The sequence below is a fragment of the Microbacterium sp. SSM24 genome (genome assembly GCF_025989145.1).
GTDB lineage: Bacteria > Actinomycetota > Actinomycetes > Actinomycetales > Microbacteriaceae > Microbacterium.
This window is the reverse complement of record NZ_JAPDNQ010000001.1, coordinates 2,183,333-2,200,701: the sequence shown is the minus strand read 5'-3', so window position 1 is coordinate 2,200,701 and position 17,369 is coordinate 2,183,333. Positions and strand designations below refer to the sequence as shown.

Below are 17,369 nucleotides of genomic sequence, written 5' to 3'. Positions count from 1 at the left end.
GCCGATCGACAGCGGATGCGCTCTCCCCTTGTGCAAACCCTCCAACCGCTGCGCGGAGCCCGCCGATAGGGTGGAAGCCGTGACCGAGCAGCCCGACCTTTCGACGACCGCCGGCAAGATCGCCGACCTCCGCACCCGCTTCCAGGAGGCCGTGCTCGACCCCGAGGCGATCGCCAAGGAGAAGCAGCACGCCAAGGGCAAGGGCACCGCCCGCGAGCGCATCGATCAGCTGCTCGACACCGGCAGCTTCGTCGAGCTCGACGAGTACGTGCGTCACCGCACGACGGCGTTCGGGATGGACCGGTCCCGTCCCTACGGCGACTCCGTCGTGACCGGCGTCGGCACGATCCACGGCCGCACCGTCGCGGTCTACTCGCAGGACTTCTCGACCTTCGGCGGTTCGCTCGGCGAGGTCGCCGGCGAGAAGATCATCAAGGTCATGGAGTTCGCGCTGCGCTCCGGCATCCCGATCGTGGGCATCCTCGACTCCGGCGGCGCGCGCATCCAGGAAGGCGTCGTCGCGCTCGGCAAGTACGGCGAGATCTTCCGGCTCAACACGCGTGCTTCCGGCGTGATCCCGCAGATCTCGATCATCATGGGACCGGCCGCCGGTGGAGCGGTCTACTCCCCCGCTCTCACGGACTTCGTCGTCATGGTCGACAAGACGAGCCAGATGTTCGTCACCGGGCCCGACGTCATCAAGACGGTGACCGGCGAGGACGTCGGCATGGAGGAGCTCGGCGGCGCGTACACGCACAACACCCGCTCCGGCGTCGCGCACTACCTCGCCGAAGACGAGGACGACGCGATCGACTACGTGCGCTCGATGCTCGGGTTCCTCCCCGACAACAACATGGCCGAGCTTCCGGTCTACGAGACGGGTTTCGAGTTCGAGACGACGGATGCCGACCGCGCGCTGAACACGATCATCCCCGACTCCCCCAACCAGCCCTACGACATCCACCAGGTGATCCGCGGCATCGTGGACGCCGAGGACTTCCTCGAGGTGCAGCCGCTCTTCGCCCCCAACATCGTGATCGGATTCGGCCGCATCGAGGGCCGCTCGGTCGGCATCATCGCCAACCAGCCCTCGCAGATGGCGGGCACCCTCAACATCGAGGCGGGCGAGAAGGCCAGCCGCTTCGTCCGGTTCTGCGACGCGTTCTCGCTGCCGATCGTCACTCTCGTGGATGTGCCGGGCTACCTGCCGGGCACCGACCAGGAGTGGACGGGCGTCATCCGGCGCGGCGCGAAGCTCCTGTACGCCTACGCAGAGGCCACGGTGCCGCTGGTGACGGTGATCCTGCGCAAGGCCTACGGCGGCGCCTACATCGTAATGGGCTCGAAGCAGCTCGGCGCCGACGTCAACCTCGCGTGGCCGACCGCCGAGATCGCAGTGATGGGCGGCCAGGGCGCCGTCAACATCCTCTACCGCGGCGAGATCAAGAAGGCCGAAGAGGCGGGAGAGGATGTCGCGGCCGTGCGCACCCGCCTGGCCAACGAGTACACCTACAACGTCGCGTCGCCGTTCCTCGCTGCCGAGCGCGGTGAGCTGGACGGCATCATCGAGCCGGCGGCGACGCGCGTATCGATCGCGAAGGCGCTGCGCGCCCTGCGCGGCAAGCGCGCCAGCCTGCCGCCCAAGAAGCACGGGAACATCCCGCTGTGACCGCGGCGGAGAGCAGCGCCGAGGGCGTGCGCATCGAGGTGCTCAGCGGCTCGCCGACGGAGGACGAGCTCGCGGCGCTCATCGCGGTCGTCAGCGAGGCGTACGCGGGCGAGGCCGCGGAGGCGGTCGCCGAAGAGGACGTGCGCACGGCGTGGTCGCTGACGCAGCGCAACCTCCGCGAGCCCCTGCGCCGCGACCTGACGTGGGGAAGATTCGCGGGGTGAGCCGCGCCAGCGGTGTGCCGGGGCACGCGGGGTGAGCAGCGGCTCATAGGGAACACAAAATGTCCCCCGAAATACCTACAGACGCACCCCTCGCACCACGGTGATACTTGAATCGCTGGAACGCTTCTGCGTTCGGCTGACTCGCTCTCCGCTCAGCGGCAGATCCGGGTTCGGCCATGCGGGCTGTTTTCGGGTAACAGTCCGCCAGGCGAGGGGCGGGCGGCTTCGCCGCCCCTCGCCTCCCTCCATCACCGCTCCCTGTCTCGGTCCTCCTCCCCCACCGACACAGGGAGCGACTTTTGCGCCGACCGTCGTCGGCTAGTCGCGGCGCGCGCCGTGAAGGACGTGCTCCGTCCCGATCCCGCAGAACGCGTCAGGCCGCGCCGGGGTGGGGGATCTCGCGCCAGAGGTCGACGCCGTCCTCCTCGGACGGCCCGCCGACGGACGGCGACCGGCCCACCACCGTGACCGCGATGCGCGCGTCGGGCGAGGTGCGGATGTAGAGCCTGTCGGAGCTGGCGGATCGCAGCGCTTCCGTCAGCTGCGCACGGATGATCGAAAGGGTCGCCTCATCGAGGCCTTCGAGGCCGCCCTCGTCGAGCACCGTGACGTTGGCGCCGCGACGGCGCGCTCGTTCGAGCTCGGCGCGCACGTCGTCGTCGAGCAGCCGGGGTCCGCGCATCTCGTCGCGGAGTCGCCCCTCGGCGAGTCTGGCCTCGAGCCGGTCGTCCTCCGTGAGGCGACCGCCGGTGGCGACCGTGCGGGTGAGCACAGGACCGGCGACGGCGAGCGCCTCCTGGACCTGGACGCGGCGCTCGCGCTGTCGCATCGCCTGCGACGCCTGCCATGCGGATGCCGCGCGCTGCAGCTGCGCCAGGCGCCCGGTGTCGCGCGCGGCCCGGTCCAACGACCGCACGAGCAGCTGCGCACAGGTGACCCACACGATCGAGCCGACCAGCCCGAGCGCCAGCGCCGACGCCCAGCCCATCCAGATCATCGACGCCAGCGCCAGCAGGGCGATGCCGGTCCAGGCCGTCCACGGACGTCGCCGGACCATCACGATCGTCATCAGTGCGCCGATGCCGCCGAGGTACCAGGTGGCGAACGGAGCGGTGCGGGACGCGTCGCCCACGGCGAGGGAGATCGCGGTCGGGACGATGGCGGCACTCGCGAGGGCGAGCATCTGCGCGGGGACGGGCAGCCGGTGCTGGGGGCGCTTGAGGGATGCCTCGGCACCGCCGCTCTCGGCGGTCTCATGCCGCGGCGGCTCCCAGAAGATGCAGATCCAGGTCGTGGCGAGGTACAGGCCGAGAGCGGCGACGACCACGAGCGGGAAGGGAACCGGCGCCGTCCACCACAGCCCGCGGGCCGCCAGGTAGGCGGTGAAGGCGACCCCGAGGGCGACGAGGACGTTCTTGACACTGGTCATGCCGCACCCTCCCGCCATTCCAGCCGCACGATGGTGCCGTGGTGTCCCGAGTCGATGTGGGCGATGCCCCCGACCGCTGCGACCCGGGCGAAGATGGAGGCGCGGATGCCGAGCCTGTCGTCCGGCACCCCCGCGAGGTCGAATCCCTCGCCGAGATCGCGCACCTCGATCGCGACACGACCGTCACCTCCGGCGACCGAGACGCCGAGTCCGACGCCGCCGGCGTGCTGGAGGGCATTGGCGATGGCCTGCGTCGCCGCCAGGGTGAGGGCGCGCGCGACGCGTCCGGGGACGGCGGGGCTGTCGGGTCCGATGCTGCGCACGACCTGAAGGGCGTCGCCGACCTCGCGCGCACCGGCGGCGATGTCGTCGGCGACCGCGTTGACATCACGCGGTTCGTCCGGTCCTTCGTGGGCGTCCTGCTCGGTGTTGGCCAGCCGTGTCAGAGCCTCACGTGCCATCGCGGCGGCGAGCGTCTGCGCACGGGGGGTGTCGGCGCGTTCCGCGGCGATGAGAGCCGCCAGCACGCTGTCGTGCATGAGCGCCGCCACCGCGACGCGCTCCTGCTCGGCAGCATCCGCCGCCGCCGCCGTGGCGTACGACGCGACGGCGCGGGCCCGCGTCTCGTCGACGTTCGCCGCGACCGAGCGGAACATCCAGCCGAGCGTGAGGATCACGCCGCCGAGGATCAGTGCGAAGGACACGTCCAGCCCCAGCGGCGGCAGGAAGATTCCGGCGAGCTCCTCCGCCTGGATGAGGCGGACGAAGCCGAACAGCAGCGGGCACAGGATGGTCCAGGCGATCTGCACGGGCAGCGGGAAGGCGAGCACGGCCGCGAGCGTCGCGATGTTGACGAGGTACCAGATCCACGGCTGGCCGGCCGGGTCGGGGTTCGAGCCCGCCGACGCCACCGGCCACGCGATCAGGGCGAGCACATACGCGAACGCGAAGACTCCCGCGCAGATCCGAACCCCGCGCCCGACGAAGCAGGCCAGGATCATCACCGCGAGCGGGACGAACACGAACAGCATGAGCGGGAAGTGCCAGCCCTCGCGCTCCTCGCTCGGTCCGAGCGCGGTGAGGAAGGCCTGCGCGCCGAGAACGAGCGAGCCGAAGCCCGCCACGATCCCTATGATCCGCTCGACGCGCGTGCGGGTGAACGAGCCGATGCCGGCGGTCGCCTCGCGCGAGCGCGGGATCTGTCCCCACGCACTGTCGAGCAGCGAGACGGGTGCCTCAGCCGTCACCGGCATCGCCTCCCGGCTCCGCGGCCGACTCGGCGAGGATCCCGTCCTCCATTGCGCGACGCAACAGGTCGACCTTCGTCGGCGCCGGGCGTCCGACCTCGACGTACTTCACGCGCACGCGGGTGATGTTCTCCTTCGCGGTGGAGTAGGCCACACCGAGCCGGTCGGCCACGACCTTGAGGGGCAGACCCGCGGCGTACAGGCGCAGGACTTCGCGCTCACGGGCGGACAGCTGCGCGTCGGCGAACTCGCGGTCGCCCTCGACGGCGCTCGCCCACTCGACGTTGTTCAGCGGCTCGCCGCGCGCGACGGTGGTCACAGCGGCGATGACATCGTCGATCCGCGACGACTTGCTCACCACTCCTGCGGCTCCCGCGGCGAGCGCCTCTCGCACGGCGGCGGGGCGATCGGCGACGCTGTGGATGATGACGCTCGAGCCGTCGAGCACCAGCCGGCGCACGTTCTCGGTGACTGTCGTGCCGTCGCCGAGCGTGAGATCGAGCACGACGACGTCGGCGGGGGCCGAGCCGGTCTTCGCACGCCAGGTGAGGTAGGCGGTGACCGAGCTTCCGGAGAAGACGACGTCCTTCGAGCCGGCCCGCTCGCACGCGGCCTCGAGCCCGAGCCGGACGGACTCGTGGTCGTCGATGAGGGCTACCCGCGTCATGCCGTCAGCCTATCCCCGGGTACCCGTCGGAGTGAGCGTCGCCACGGCTTCGACATGGTGCGAATTCGGAAACAGGTCGAGCGCCGCGACATCGGCGGGTTCGTAGCCGGCAGCACGGAAGGTGGCGATGTCGCGGGCGAGCGCCACCGGATCGCACGCGACGTAGACCACGGCCGTCGGCGCGAGCGAGGCGATCGACTCGACGACCTCCCGACCGGCACCCGCGCGCGGCGGATCGAGGAGCACGACTCCTCGCGAGAGCCGTTCGCGCTCGGCGGCGGATGCCTCGGCGGCGAGCGTCGCGAGCCAGCGGTCGACGCGGCCGGTCTCGGCGCGGGCGCCGACCCACTCCGCGAGGTTCTCACCCGCGTGCTCGGTGGCTCGCGCGTCGGACTCCACGGTCGTCACGCGCGTGGCGGGGCCGCCCTGCTCGGCGATCGTGGCCGCGAAGAGGCCGACCCCGCCGTACAGGTCGAGGTGCCACGCGTCGGGGTCGATCCCGCCCGCGCCGCGCAGCGCCGCCGCAACGGTGTCGTGGAGGGTGGATGCCGCCAGCCGGTGGACCTGCCAGAACCCGTCCGCGTCGACCTGGAACCGGCGTTCCCCCACCTGCTCGACGACGATCTCCGGCTTCACGGCGGGTCCGCGTCGCGGCGCGCGACCGCGGCCGCGGCCTCGGCCGCGCGGCTCCTCCGGCCGGGGCAGCACGCGCACGCGTCCGTCCGCGGGCTGCACGAGGTCGATCCTGCCGGGGTCGCCGCCGCGCAGAGCGAGAGCGGCATCCTCCACCGCAGCCGTCGCGAGCGGCAGGTCGTCCACCGCGATCACGCGATGGCTGCGCGCCGCGTACGGGCCGACGCGGCCGTCCGCGTCGACGTGGAGGCTCACCCGGGTGCGCCAGCCCGTGCCGTCGGCGGTCTCGGGGGATGCGGCATCCGTCGCCCCTGCGGGCCGGAGTGCGACCTCGGGATCGGAGAGCCCGCCGAAGCGGCGCAGCGCGTCCGTGAGCACGTGGAGCTTCAGCGCGCGCTGCTGGGCGAGTTCGATGTGGCCGAACTCGGCGCCGCCCGGTCGGAGCTCGGGCGCGACGTCGATGTCGGCCTGGCGCCACACGTGCGGTCGGCGGTGCGGCGAGGCATCCCGCACCTCCAGCGCTTCGGCCCGCCAGAACGAGGACTTGCGCGTGTCGGTGAGCCGGGCGACGATCCGCTCGCCGGGAAGGGCGTCCGGCACGAACACGACCCGCCCCTCGTGCCGCGCGACGAAGACGCCGCCGTGGGCGACGTCGCCGATCTCGAGCTCGATGATCCGTCCGTCGTCCGCTGTCGTGTCCGCCACGGGGAAGAGCCTACGGTGGTGCCATGCGCGTGTGTCTCGCCTCGACATCCCCTGCCCGGCTGATGCTGCTGCAGCAGTTCGGCATCCGCCCGCTCACCGTCGCGCCCGACGTCGACGAGGAGGCCGTCATCGCGGCGGTGGAGGTGTCCGAGGGCCGCACGCTCGCACCGGACGAGCACGTGCTCCTGCTCGCGCGCCGGAAGGCCGCCGACGTCGCCGCGCGCCTCGCCGATGACGATCCATCGTTCGACGGCATCGTCATCGGGGGCGACTCGATGTTCGAGCTCGACGGCGAGGTGCTGGGCAAGCCCCACACCGCCGAGAACGCGGTCGCGCGCTGGCACGCGATGCGCGGACGCACCGGCGTGCTCCACTCCGGCCACGCGGTCGTGCGCATCGCGCCGAACACCGCCGCGCACGAGGTGCACGCCGTGGCCGCGGCATCCGTCACCTTCGCGGACGACGTGACGGATGCCGAGATCGACGACTACGTCGCTTCGGGCGAACCCCTGCACGTCGCCGGCGCGTTCACCGTGGACAGTCTCGGCGGGGCGTTCATCACCCGCGTGGAGGGAGACCCGTCCACCGTCGTCGGCATGTCCGTGTCGACGCTGCGCCGCCTCGTACGCGAGCTCGGCGTGGAGTGGTCGGAGCTGTGGCACACGACCGATCCGTCGCTCCGGCCGGCCACCGGAGACGGATTCCCCGGCGATCGAGGGTTGTAGTAGGAAGCCCACGTTTCGGCTCGGTTCTTGTACGAACCAGTCAAAACGAGGCGGCGGCGCTTGGTTAGGCTGGCAACCATGCCTCAGATCGCCAAGGTTCTCGTTGCCAACCGCGGCGAGATCGCCGTCCGCGTCATCCGCGCCGCCCGCGACGCCGGAAAGGCGTCCGTCGCCATCTATGCGGACCAGGACCGCGACGCGATGCACGCGCGCCTCGCCGACGAGGCATACGCCCTCGACGGCTCGACGAGCGCCGACACGTACCTGTCGATCGACAAGATCCTCTCGATCGCGCGCCGCTCCGGCGCCGACGCCGTGCACCCCGGCTACGGCTTCCTCGCCGAGAACGCCGACTTCGCCCGCGCCGTCATCGGCGCCGGCATGATCTGGATCGGCCCCTCGCCCGAGGCCATCGAGGCCCTCGGCGACAAGGTCACCGCCCGCGCGGTCGCCGAGAAGGTCGGCGCCCCCCTGGCCCCGGGAACCCCGGGACCGGTCGCCGGCGCAGACGAGGTCATCGCCTTCGCGGAGCAGGTCGGTCTGCCGATCGCGATCAAGGCCGCATACGGCGGCGGCGGGCGCGGGCTCAAGGTCGCCCGCACCATCGACGAGGTCCCCGAGCTCTTCGAATCGGCCACGCGCGAGGCGATCACCGCCTTCGGCCGCGGCGAGTGCTTCGTCGAGAAGTACCTCGACAAGCCCCGTCACGTCGAGACCCAGTGCCTTGCGGATGCCGCGGGCAACGTCGTGGTCATCTCGACGCGCGACTGCTCGCTGCAGCGCCGGCACCAGAAGCTGGTCGAGGAGGCGCCGGCGCCGTTCCTCACCGACGAGCAGAACCGGACCCTGTACGACGCGTCCAAGGCCATCCTCAAGGAGGTCGGGTACGTCGGCGCGGGCACGTGCGAGTTCCTGATCGGCGCCGACGGAACGATCTCGTTCCTCGAGGTCAACACGCGCCTGCAGGTCGAGCACCCGGTCTCCGAGGAGATCACCGGCGTCGACCTCGTGCGCGAGCAGTTCCGCCTCGCCGAGGGCGAGGAGCTCGGCTACGACGACCCGGTCGCCGACGGCCACTCGATCGAGTTCCGCATCAACGGCGAGGATCCGGGACGCGGGTTCCTCCCCCAGCCGGGGCCGATCCACGTGTTCAAGACGTTCGGCGGGCCCGGCATCCGTCTCGACTCCGGCGTCACGGCCGGCGACAGCGTCTCGGGAGCGTTCGACTCGCTGCTCGCGAAGATCATCGTCACGGGTCGCGACCGCGCCGAGGCGCTCGAGCGGTCGCGCCGTGCCCTCGACGAGTTCGAGGTCTCCGGCATGCCCACCGTGCTGCCGTTCCACCGCAAGGTCGTGCGAGACCCCGCCTTCACGGCGGAGGACGGCCGCTTCGGGGTGTTCACGCGGTGGATCGAGACCGAGTTCGACAACGACATCCCACCGTGGGACGGCGAGCTCGAGGCGCCCAAGCCCAGCGAGAACCGTCACACCGTGGTCGTCGAGGTCGCCGGCAAGCGCCTCGAGGTGAGCCTGCCCGATCGCGTGGTCGCGGCTCCCGGCGTCTCCGGACGACCCGCCGCCGTTCCGCCGTCGCGTCGCTCGCACGCCACGACCGTGGTGTCGGGTGCATCCGGCGACGCGGTGAAGTCGCCGATGCAGGCGACCGTCGTGAAGATCGCCGTCGAGGAGGGTCAGCAAGTCGTCAAGGGCGATCTGGTCGTCGTGCTCGAAGCGATGAAGATGGAGCAGCCCATCCAGGCGCACAAGGACGGCGTGATCGGCGCGATCAACGCCAACCCCGGCACGACGGTGGCCGCCGGGCATCAGCTCCTCACGATCAGCTGACGCAGGTCTCGGCTTCTGCCCACGAGCGCGGTGCGGGGCGCCGCGGTGCGCGTGCCGCGGTGCGGGCGCGGTTCGGCCGCGGCGGTGCGGGCGCGGCGGTGCGGGCGCGGTTCGGCCGCGGCGGTGCGGGCGCGGCGGTGCGGGCGCGGTTCGGCCGCGGCGGTGCGCGCGCGCCTTCCGCAGGTGGCGAGGCTCCGGCATCCGTCCTCACCTCGCTGCGCCCGCAGGTCAACCGGGGTTATGCAGGACGCTCGACACCCGACCCGTCCTGCAGAACCGCGGTTGACCTGTCGAAGCGAGCCGCGGACCGCTCGCGCGATGAGCAGGTGGCGAGGCTCCGGCATCCGTCCTCACCCCGCTGCGCCCGCAGGTCAACCGGGGTTATGCAGGACGCTCGACACCCGACCCGTCCTGCAGAACCGCGGTTGACCTGTCGAAGCGAGCCGCGGACCGCTCGCGGACACGCCGCAGGTCCGCGCGGGGCGGCGGCGCGGCATCCGCTCGCTAGGGTGGCGCCATGTCTCGCCGCCTCCCCCCGGCTGCGCTCGGCGCCGTCGTCGTCGCCCTCGCGCTCACCGCGTGCACCGCTCCCGCCGCCTCCCTCGACGATGCCCGAGCGTGGATCGACGAGGCTCAGCACGCCGACGTCGATCGAGCGGATGTCGTCGGAAGGTTCGTCATTCCGGCAGAGCCGGAGTCGACGCCCGACGACTCCGACGAGCCGTCGGGGAGCACGCTCGACTTCCCCGCTCCGGGCGTTCACGTCGACGCCTTCGAGGTGAGCTGCTTCGGCGGCGGCACAGCGACGTTCGAATTCGAGGTCTCCGCCGCCACGAGCTCGCACGGCGGCGGCGGAGAGCTGCCCTGCGACGAGAAGCCCCACGAGTTCGTGCCCGACGGCGAGCTCGAGGGCATCACTATCGCGCGTGTGGACGTGACCGCCGATCCGGCGACCTTCGCCTACGTCGCGGTCCGCGGGACGGCTCCGGCGGCGGCCGCCGATCCCTGGAAGGAGCACTTCGCCGAGCGTGCCGCCGAGCTGGAGAGCGCGAGCGGCGTGGCGTGGGGCAGCTTCGGGATCGACGGAGAGGTCTCGCCGGTGGGCTGGACGGATGCCTCCCTCCCGCCGGGCGACCACGTCGTGACCGTGGAGTGCGCCGCCGCGCAGGCCTTCCCCGTCGACGTAGCCCTCAGCCAGGGCGAGGCGCTTCCCGACGAGGCCGATGCCCACGAGCTCACCTGCCCTGGCGCTGCGACGTACCCGTTCACGACCGACGCCGAGGGTCTCTCCGTCCAGCTGGACAGCCGAGGCGAGCCCGGCGCCTACCTGGTCGCGATCGACGTCGAGCCCTGATCGCACCTCGCCTCGCCGCGGTGGCGCCGAACCGGCGAATTCGCAGGGCCGCAGCATCCGCCATCATCGCTTCCACAGGAGTACCGGGCTTGTGCAGGAGGGGCGGGGCCGAATGGAGCCTGCACAACCCCGGTTCACCTGTTGAACAGGTGACCGTGGAACGGACGACCGTGGAGCGGATGACCGCGGAACGGACGACCGCGGAACGAACGACGCACGGGCCACGGCGCGGGGGCACACGAGATCGGATGCCGCGGCATCCGATCTGTCGGAGTGCGAGGCGTCAGCCGCCGTAGATCTGGTGGTCCACGACGTGCATCGCACGCGCGGCGTCGGTGATGCTGCTGGACAGCGACGGATACACGGCGAACACGCGCGAGACCTGGTCGACCGTGAGACGGCGCTCGACGGCGATCGCGATCGGGTAGATGAGCTCGGATGCGCGGGGGCCGACGATGACTCCGCCGATGACCGTACCGCTGCCCTGGCGCGCGATGAGCTTCACGAAGCCGTCCTTGATGCCCATCATCTTCGCGCGCGGGTTCGCCGCGAGGGGGAGCTTGTGGACGACGCCGTTGATGAGGCCGTCCTCGATGTCCTTCTGCTGCCAGCCGATCGTCGCGATCTCGGGCGCGGTGAAGATGTTCGAGGTGATGCGGCGGCGCTCGAGCGGGATGACGACGTCGCCGAGCGCGTGGAAGATCGCGGTCCTCCCCTGCATCGACGCCACGGAGGCCAGCGGCACGAAGGTGGTGCAGTCGCCGGCGGCGTAGATGTTGGGCACGGACGTGCGCGCGACCCGGTTGACCTGGATGTGACCCGACTCGGTCATCTGCACGCCCGCCTGCTCGAGGCCGAGCCCCGCCGTGTTCGGGATCGAGCCGACCGCCATGAGGCAGTGGCTTCCCTCGACGGTGCGTCCGTCGCTGAGGGTCGCGACCACCCGGTCCCCCAGGTTCTCGACCTTGTCGGCGCGGGACTTCGAGAGGAGCGTCATGCCACCGCGCTTGAACACCTTCTCGAGGACGGCCGCGGCATCCGTGTCCTCTCCCGGCAGCACCTGGTCGCGGCTCGAGATGAGCGTGACCTTCGCGCCGAGGTTCATGTAGGCGCCGGCGAACTCGGCACCCGTGACGCCCGACCCGACGACGATGAGGTGCTCGGGGATCGCCTTCATGTCGTAGAGCTGGGTCCACGTCAGGATGCGCACGCCGTCGGGCTTCGCGCTGTCGAGCTCGCGGGGCGAGGAGCCGGTCGAGACGAGCAGGGTGTCGGCCTCGACCCGGTCGAAATCCGTGCCGCCGGGGCCCGTCGACACGACGACCGCGTTGTCGCCGTCGATGCGCCCGTGGCCCGAGATGATGCGCACGCCGGCCTCCGCGAGCGACGCGCGCATGTCGTCGGACTGCTGGCGCGCGAGTGAGAGGAGCCGCTTGTTGACCGCGGCCAGGTTGATCGCGATTTCGGGCTTGAGGGGCTTGCCGTCGGCGCCCTTCGCGAACACCTGCACGCCCAGGTCGCTCGCACCGGAGATGGCGACGGCCGCGTCGGCCGTCGCGATGAGCGTCTTCGAAGGCACCACGTCGGTGATCACCGCCGAGCCGCCGATCCCCGCCCTCTCGACAACGGTCACCTCGGCTCCGAGCTGGGCGGCGGCGAGCGCCGCCTCGTAACCGCCGGGTCCGCCGCCGATGATGGCGACGGTCTGGGTGCGCTCGAAGCTCACGGACATGTGCTCCATTCTCCCCCGACAGACCGCGCCCCGACGACACCGTGCGGATCGTGCTGGCCCTCGACCCCGCCCGTTCCTAGAGTGGTGGGCATGTCAGACACCTTCGACAACCCCCTCGACGACCCGGCGACCGATCCGTTCGAGGTCGCGGCCGCGGCCGCGGACGACATCGCACGCCTCACCGGCGTCGAGCGGCACGACATCGCACTCACGCTCGGCAGCGGCTGGGGGAAGGCGGCGGAGCTCATCGGCGAGACCACCGCGACGTTCCCGGCGACCGAGGTCACCGGCTTCTCGAAGCCGGCACTCGAGGGTCACGTCGGCACCCTGCGCAGCGTGCTGACGCCGAAGGGACGACGAGTGCTCGTCATCGGCGCGCGCACCCACTACTACGAAGGGCACGGCGTGCGACGGGTCGTGCACAGCGTGCGCACGGCGGCCGCCTCCGGCGTGCGCACGATGGTGCTGACCAACGGCGCCGGCGGCATCAAGCACACCTGGAAGCCCGGGACGCCGGTGCTGATCAGCGACCACATCAACCTCACTGGCGACTCGCCGCTCGAAGGCGCGACCTTCATCGATCTCACCGACCTCTACTCGATGCGCCTGCGCGACCTCGCCCGCACGGTCGACCCGTCGCTCGATGAGGGCGTGTACTGCCAGTTCCGCGGACCTCAGTACGAGACGCCCGCGGAGGTGCACATGGCGAAGACGATCGGCGGGCACATCGTCGGCATGTCGACCGCCCTCGAGGCGATCGCGGCACGCCAGGCGGGCATGGAGATCCTCGGCTTCTCGCTCATCACCAACATGGCCGCCGGCATCCAGACGACCCCGCTCAGCCACCAGGAGGTGATCGACGCCGGTCGCGAAGCCGAGCCGGTGATCTCGTCGCTGCTGGCCCGTGTGATCGGCGCCCTGTGAGCGGCGGTGCGGTCCCTGCGCCCTCGCCGGACGCACAGGACCCCGCACCCGACGCGACGCCGGTCGGCGCGCGGGACGAGGCATCCGTTCTCGACCGCGCCCGCGCGTGGCTCGCACAGGACCCCGATTCCGAGACCCGAGCCGAGCTGAGTGCGCTGATCGATGCCGCCGAGAGCGGTGACGCCGCGGCATCCGTCGATCTCGGCGACCGGTTCGCCGCGCGACTGGCCTTCGGAACCGCCGGCCTTCGCGGCGAGCTCGGCGCCGGCAGCAACCGCATGAACCGCGTGCTGGTGGCGCAGGCGGCGGCAGGATTGGCGGCATACGTCCTCGAGAAGTCGGCGGACGGATCGGATGCCGCAGCACCGGCCGTCGTCGTGGGCTACGACGGCCGTCGCAACTCGAAGGTCTTCGCGAAGGACTCCGCCGAGATCTTCGCCGGGGCGGGTCTTCGGGTGATTCTCCTTCCCCGTCTGCTGCCGACGCCCGTGCTCGCCTTCGCGGTGCGCCGCCTCGGCGCGGCGGCGGGCGTCATGGTGACGGCGAGCCACAACCCGCCGAACGACAACGGCTACAAGGTGTACCTCGGCGGCGCGAACGAGGGATCGCAGATCGTCGCGCCGGCCGACGCCGAGATCGCCGCGCACATCGAGCGCGTCGCCGCGGCCGGCGACATCGCCGCGCTCCCCCGGTCGCTCGGGTACGAGGTGGCCGGCGAGACGATCGTCGACGAGTACGTCGCGGCGACGGCCGCCGTCGCCCCCGCGCCCGCCGGCGCGCAGGGCCTGACCTGGGTGTACACGGCCATGCACGGGGTCGGCTGGGAGACGTTCTCGCGCATCGTCGATGCCGCGGGCTACCCCGCGCCCGTGCCCGTCACGGCGCAGCTGGAGCCCGACGGCGCCTTCCCGACCGTGTCGTTCCCGAACCCGGAGGAGCCGGGCGCGATGGACCTCGCGTTCGAGCGCGCACGCGAGGCGCACGCCGAGCTCATCATCGCGAACGATCCCGACGCGGACCGCCTGGCCGTCGCCGTGCCCGACGATGCGGCGGAGGGCGGCTGGCGCCGGCTCTCCGGCAACCAGATCGGCCTGCTCCTCGGCTGGCGCGCGGCACGCCAGGCGGCCGAGGCCGGGCTGACCGATGGCGCGTCGCTCGCGTGCTCGCTGGTGTCGTCCCCCGGGCTCCAGACGGTCGCCGAGCACTACGGGCTCGACTTCCACTCGACGCTGACCGGCTTCAAGTGGATCTCGCGGGCGCCGGGGATCGTCTTCGGCTTCGAGGAGGCCCTCGGCTACCTCGTGAACCCCGAGACCGTGCGCGACAAGGACGGGATCTCCGCCGCGGTGGCGATGCTCGGAATGGTCGCCGAGGCGCGTGGCCGAGGCGCCTCGCTGTCGGATCTGCTCGAGGAGTTCGACGACACCTTCGGCGCGTTCGCGAGCGATCAGATCTCGGTGCGCGTGGACGACGTGTCGACGATCGCGCGGATCATGGCGGCGCTGCGGGCGCAGCATCCGTCAGCCATCGGGGATGTCGCGGTAGAGCGGATCGACGACCTGCTGGAGGGCGTGGACGACCTGCCCCCGGGAGACGTGCTCCGCATCTGGCTGGTCGACGGCTCGCGCGTCATCGTGCGCCCGAGCGGCACCGAGCCGAAGCTCAAGCTCTACCTCGACGTGCGGGGCGAGTCGTCGCCCGATGCGGCCGAGCGTATCGCGCGGCTGTCGGCCGGGGCACGGGAGCTGCTCGACGCGATCGGCTGACCCGGGCCGCAGCGCCGTTGCCCGGCCGGAGTCGTGTCGGAGGCCCGTGCTAGAGTCACCACGCGATATATCGTGATCCTCTCGAGGGACGCCGCGAGTCGCGAGCAGGACGTTTCGGCACGATGAGGAGCAGACGATGACCGGCGGGCAGGGCGACGAACGAGAGCCGGCGGTCGAGGCATCCGCTCCCCCTGCCGACGGGCCGCTGACCGCCGCAACGGTCGCGGGCTCGGTCGACCCGGCGCCCGGTGCGGGCGAATCCGCGCCGGACGCGTCGGCCGATCCGACGCACTGGCTGCGCAACACGGTGCTGTTCCTGAGCGGCCAGACGGTGAGCCTCTTCGGCTCGATGCTCGTGCAGTACGCCGTGCTGTGGTACCTCACGATCGAGTACCGGTCAGGCGTCTATATGATGCTCGCCGCGCTGTTCGGCTTCCTGCCGCAGGCGATCGTGTCGATCTTCGGCGGCGTGTGGGCCGACCGCCACAACCGCAAGTTCCTGATCATCGGTGCGGATGCCGCGATCGCTCTCTCGACGCTCGCCCTCGCGGTGATCATGATGTCCGGGTTCGACGCCGTCTGGCTGCTGTTCGCCGTGATGGCCATCCGCTCGGCGGGCGCCGGCATCCAGATGCCCGCGGTCTCCGCGCTGATCCCGCAGATCGTCCCCACTCGCAACCTCATCAGGGTGAACGGCGTGAACGGGTCCATCCAGTCGGCGATGATGCTCCTCGCGCCGGCGGCGGCGGGCGGCATCTACGCGTGGGCGGCGGCGACGTGGGGCGGCAGCGCGGCCTCGCTCATCCCGATCCTCTTCATCGACGTCGTGACCGCGGTGCTCGGCATCGGCATCCTCGCCCTCATCCCCGTGCGCGCGGTCCGGCGCGCCTCCGACGTCGAGACCGGGTACTTCGCCGACCTCGTCGACGGCGTGCGCTACATCGCCCACCATGCGTTCGTGCGCTGGCTGCTGGTCGTCTTCGCGATCATCTTCGTGCTCACCGTCGCTCCGTCCAACCTCACGCCGCTCATGCTCGTGCGCACGTTCCCCGCCGGCGAGACGCAGAACGTCGTCAACCTCGCCGTGCTCGAGATCGCGTTCAGCGTCGGAATGATGCTGGGCGGCATCCTCGTGGCCTCGCTGTTCGCCAAGCGCAGTCGCATCGGCCTCATCGTCGTCTCCTCGCTCGCCTTCGGCGCCCTGTCGATCGGGCTCGGCCTGTCGTCGAGCATCTGGGTGTTCTTCGGCTTCATGTTCCTCGTCGGACTTGCGGTGCCGTTCTTCTCCACCCCGTCGATGACCCTCCTCCAGGAGACCGTCGAGCCCGAGCGCCAGGGGCGCGTCTTCGGGTTCGTCGGCATCGTGATGGCGCTCGCCATGCCGCTCGGCATGGTGGTGTTCGGTCCCCTCGCCGACGCCGTGCCGATCGAGCTGCTGCTGGTGGCAGCCGGCATCCTGACGTTCGTGGTCGTCGGACTGGCGGTGTGGCTGCCTGCCGGGCAGCGCGCGATCGCCGCCGCACGCCAGGCCGCGCAGGTCGCCGAGCGGGATCCGGGGGCGGGAGCCGCCGCCGTCGCGCAGGCGATGCACAAGGAGGCCTGACGCAGCGCGGCACCGGCTCGCTCTAGGCTCGGGGCATGCTCCTCACGCAGCCCGTGACCCTCGAGAACGCCCACGTCCGGCTCGAGCCGCTGCGGCACGAGCACGCTGAGGATCTCGCGACCGCGGCCGTGGGCCTGGAACACGCCTGGTACACATCGGTGCCGTCGCCGGCGGATGCCGCACCCGACGTCGCCCAGCGACTGGCCTGGCAGGCCGAGGGCCACATGAACGCGTGGGTCGTGCGCCGCCTCGACACCGATCGCGTGGTCGGCGAGACGACGTTCTGCAACATCGACCAGCCCAACCGTCACGTCGAGATCGGCCACACCTGGCTGGGGGTCGGGGCCCAGCGCACCGCCGTGAACACGGCCGCGAAGCTCCTCCTGCTCACGCACGCGTTCGAGGTCTGCGACGCGATCGCGGTCGAGTTCCGCACCCATTGGCACAACCGGCAGTCGCGCGCGGCGATCGCCCGGCTCGGCGCCAAACAGGACGGCGTGCTGCGCAACCACCGCCTCGGCCCCGACGGCACCCTCCGCGACACGGTCGTGTTCTCGATCCTCCCGGCCGAGTGGCCGGCCGTGCGCCTCGGCCTCGAGGAACGCCTCCGCCGCGCCTGAGCACGCCGCCGCCGTGTCCGCCCCGGCCGCCGCGTCCGGGTATGCCCGGCCGCCGCGTCCGGCATCCGCATCCGGCATGCCCCATCCGGCATCCGGCATCCGGCATCTTGCCCGGCCGCGGCATCCGGCACCCGCATCCGGCATCTTGCCCGGCCGCGGCATCCGGCATCCATCCCCTCGCACGGCCGCGGGGAACACGCCCGTCCCGTACGCAGGAAGAATCCGC

At 71.5% G+C, this 17,369-nt stretch carries 14 protein-coding genes; 9 read left to right on the top strand and 5 right to left on the bottom strand.

Going from position 1 to position 17,369, the window contains the following annotated elements; translation table 11 throughout:
• Positions 1–79: 79 nt before the first annotated feature.
• Both OL358_RS10215 and OL358_RS10210 read left to right on the top strand, forming a co-directional pair.
• Positions 80–1,669 (top strand): acyl-CoA carboxylase subunit beta, encoded by a 1,590-nt coding sequence (locus tag OL358_RS10215; RefSeq protein ID WP_413631395.1) that lies wholly within the window; start codon positions 80–82, stop codon positions 1,667–1,669.
• A complete protein-coding gene (locus tag OL358_RS10210; RefSeq protein WP_264709862.1) occupies positions 1,666–1,893 on the top strand; it encodes an acyl-CoA carboxylase subunit epsilon in 228 nt (75 codons plus the stop codon). Before OL358_RS10215 ends, OL358_RS10210 begins: the two co-directional genes overlap by 4 nt.
• Before the next feature lie 373 nt (positions 1,894–2,266).
• Here OL358_RS10210 and OL358_RS10205 read toward each other — a convergent pair whose 3' ends face one another.
• Genes OL358_RS10205 through OL358_RS10190 form a run of 4 tightly spaced genes read right to left on the bottom strand, consistent with a single transcriptional unit; the run spans position 2,267 to position 6,574 of the window.
• Complete coding sequence (locus OL358_RS10205; RefSeq protein ID WP_264709861.1) at positions 2,267–3,322, bottom strand: hypothetical protein; 1,056 nt, start codon at positions 3,320–3,322, stop codon at positions 2,267–2,269.
• Positions 3,319–4,575, bottom strand: a complete 1,257-nt coding sequence (locus tag OL358_RS10200) for a sensor histidine kinase (protein WP_264709860.1) — start codon at positions 4,573–4,575, stop codon at positions 3,319–3,321. The genes OL358_RS10205 and OL358_RS10200 overlap by 4 nt, the downstream gene beginning before the upstream one ends.
• The gene (locus tag OL358_RS10195) at positions 4,559–5,236 is read right to left on the bottom strand and encodes a response regulator transcription factor (RefSeq protein WP_264709859.1); all 678 of its coding nucleotides are present in this window, start codon (positions 5,234–5,236) and stop codon (positions 4,559–4,561) included. Before OL358_RS10195 ends, OL358_RS10200 begins: the two co-directional genes overlap by 17 nt.
• Before the next feature lie 9 nt (positions 5,237–5,245).
• Positions 5,246–6,574 carry a class I SAM-dependent RNA methyltransferase gene (locus OL358_RS10190; RefSeq protein WP_264709858.1) on the bottom strand — a complete coding sequence of 443 codons (1,329 nt, stop codon included), beginning with the start codon at positions 6,572–6,574 and terminating at the stop codon, positions 5,246–5,248.
• A gap of 23 nt (positions 6,575–6,597) precedes the next feature.
• Between OL358_RS10190 and OL358_RS10185 the strand changes: the two genes are divergently transcribed.
• The 3 genes from OL358_RS10185 (at position 6,598) to OL358_RS10175 (ending at position 10,498) form a co-directional block, all read left to right on the top strand.
• Complete coding sequence (locus OL358_RS10185; RefSeq protein WP_264709857.1) at positions 6,598–7,299, top strand: Maf family protein; 702 nt, start codon at positions 6,598–6,600, stop codon at positions 7,297–7,299.
• 78 nt (positions 7,300–7,377) lie between these two features.
• Complete coding sequence (locus OL358_RS10180) at positions 7,378–9,144, top strand: acetyl/propionyl/methylcrotonyl-CoA carboxylase subunit alpha (protein ID WP_264709856.1); 1,767 nt, start codon at positions 7,378–7,380, stop codon at positions 9,142–9,144.
• Between the two features lie 517 nt (positions 9,145–9,661).
• Positions 9,662–10,498, top strand: coding sequence for a hypothetical protein (locus tag OL358_RS10175; RefSeq protein WP_264709855.1), 837 nt, complete (start codon positions 9,662–9,664; stop codon positions 10,496–10,498).
• A gap of 283 nt (positions 10,499–10,781) precedes the next feature.
• Here OL358_RS10175 and OL358_RS10170 read toward each other — a convergent pair whose 3' ends face one another.
• Entirely contained in the window at positions 10,782–12,239 is a 1,458-nt protein-coding gene (locus tag OL358_RS10170; RefSeq protein ID WP_264709854.1) for an NAD(P)H-quinone dehydrogenase, read from the bottom strand.
• Positions 12,240–12,320: 81 nt separating this feature from the next.
• On the opposite strand from OL358_RS10170, the gene OL358_RS10165 reads away from it, so the two are divergent.
• The 4 genes from OL358_RS10165 (at position 12,321) to OL358_RS10150 (ending at position 17,143) form a co-directional block, all read left to right on the top strand.
• Complete coding sequence (locus OL358_RS10165) at positions 12,321–13,154, top strand: purine-nucleoside phosphorylase (protein ID WP_264709853.1); 834 nt, start codon at positions 12,321–12,323, stop codon at positions 13,152–13,154.
• Positions 13,151–14,920: a phospho-sugar mutase gene (locus OL358_RS10160; RefSeq protein ID WP_264709852.1), complete on the top strand. Its 1,770-nt coding sequence runs from the start codon at positions 13,151–13,153 to the stop codon at positions 14,918–14,920. Before OL358_RS10165 ends, OL358_RS10160 begins: the two co-directional genes overlap by 4 nt.
• A gap of 136 nt (positions 14,921–15,056) precedes the next feature.
• Positions 15,057–16,523 carry an MFS transporter gene (locus OL358_RS10155; RefSeq protein WP_264709851.1) on the top strand — a complete coding sequence of 489 codons (1,467 nt, stop codon included), beginning with the start codon at positions 15,057–15,059 and terminating at the stop codon, positions 16,521–16,523.
• Positions 16,524–16,558: 35 nt separating this feature from the next.
• On the top strand, positions 16,559–17,143 hold the full coding sequence (locus OL358_RS10150) for a GNAT family N-acetyltransferase (protein ID WP_264709850.1): 585 nt from the start codon (positions 16,559–16,561) through the stop codon (positions 17,141–17,143).
• The last annotated feature ends 226 nt before the right edge of the window (positions 17,144–17,369 follow it).

Excerpts from the sequence above, each read along its gene's own strand:
- OL358_RS10205 (WP_264709861.1), bottom strand. The coding sequence starts at position 3,322 with ATGACCAGTGTCAAGAACGTCCTCGTCGCCCTCGGGGTCGCCTTCACC.
- OL358_RS10200 (WP_264709860.1), bottom strand. The coding sequence starts at position 4,575 with ATGCCGGTGACGGCTGAGGCACCCGTCTCGCTGCTCGACAGTGCGTGG.
- OL358_RS10195 (WP_264709859.1), bottom strand. The coding sequence starts at position 5,236 with ATGACGCGGGTAGCCCTCATCGACGACCACGAGTCCGTCCGGCTCGGG.
- OL358_RS10185 (WP_264709857.1), top strand. The coding sequence starts at position 6,598 with ATGCGCGTGTGTCTCGCCTCGACATCCCCTGCCCGGCTGATGCTGCTG.
- OL358_RS10180 (WP_264709856.1), top strand. The coding sequence starts at position 7,378 with ATGCCTCAGATCGCCAAGGTTCTCGTTGCCAACCGCGGCGAGATCGCC.
- OL358_RS10175 (WP_264709855.1), top strand. The coding sequence starts at position 9,662 with ATGTCTCGCCGCCTCCCCCCGGCTGCGCTCGGCGCCGTCGTCGTCGCC.
- OL358_RS10170 (WP_264709854.1), bottom strand. The coding sequence starts at position 12,239 with ATGGAGCACATGTCCGTGAGCTTCGAGCGCACCCAGACCGTCGCCATC.
- OL358_RS10165 (WP_264709853.1), top strand. The coding sequence starts at position 12,321 with ATGTCAGACACCTTCGACAACCCCCTCGACGACCCGGCGACCGATCCG.
- OL358_RS10155 (WP_264709851.1), top strand. The coding sequence starts at position 15,057 with ATGACCGGCGGGCAGGGCGACGAACGAGAGCCGGCGGTCGAGGCATCC.
- OL358_RS10150 (WP_264709850.1), top strand. The coding sequence starts at position 16,559 with ATGCTCCTCACGCAGCCCGTGACCCTCGAGAACGCCCACGTCCGGCTC.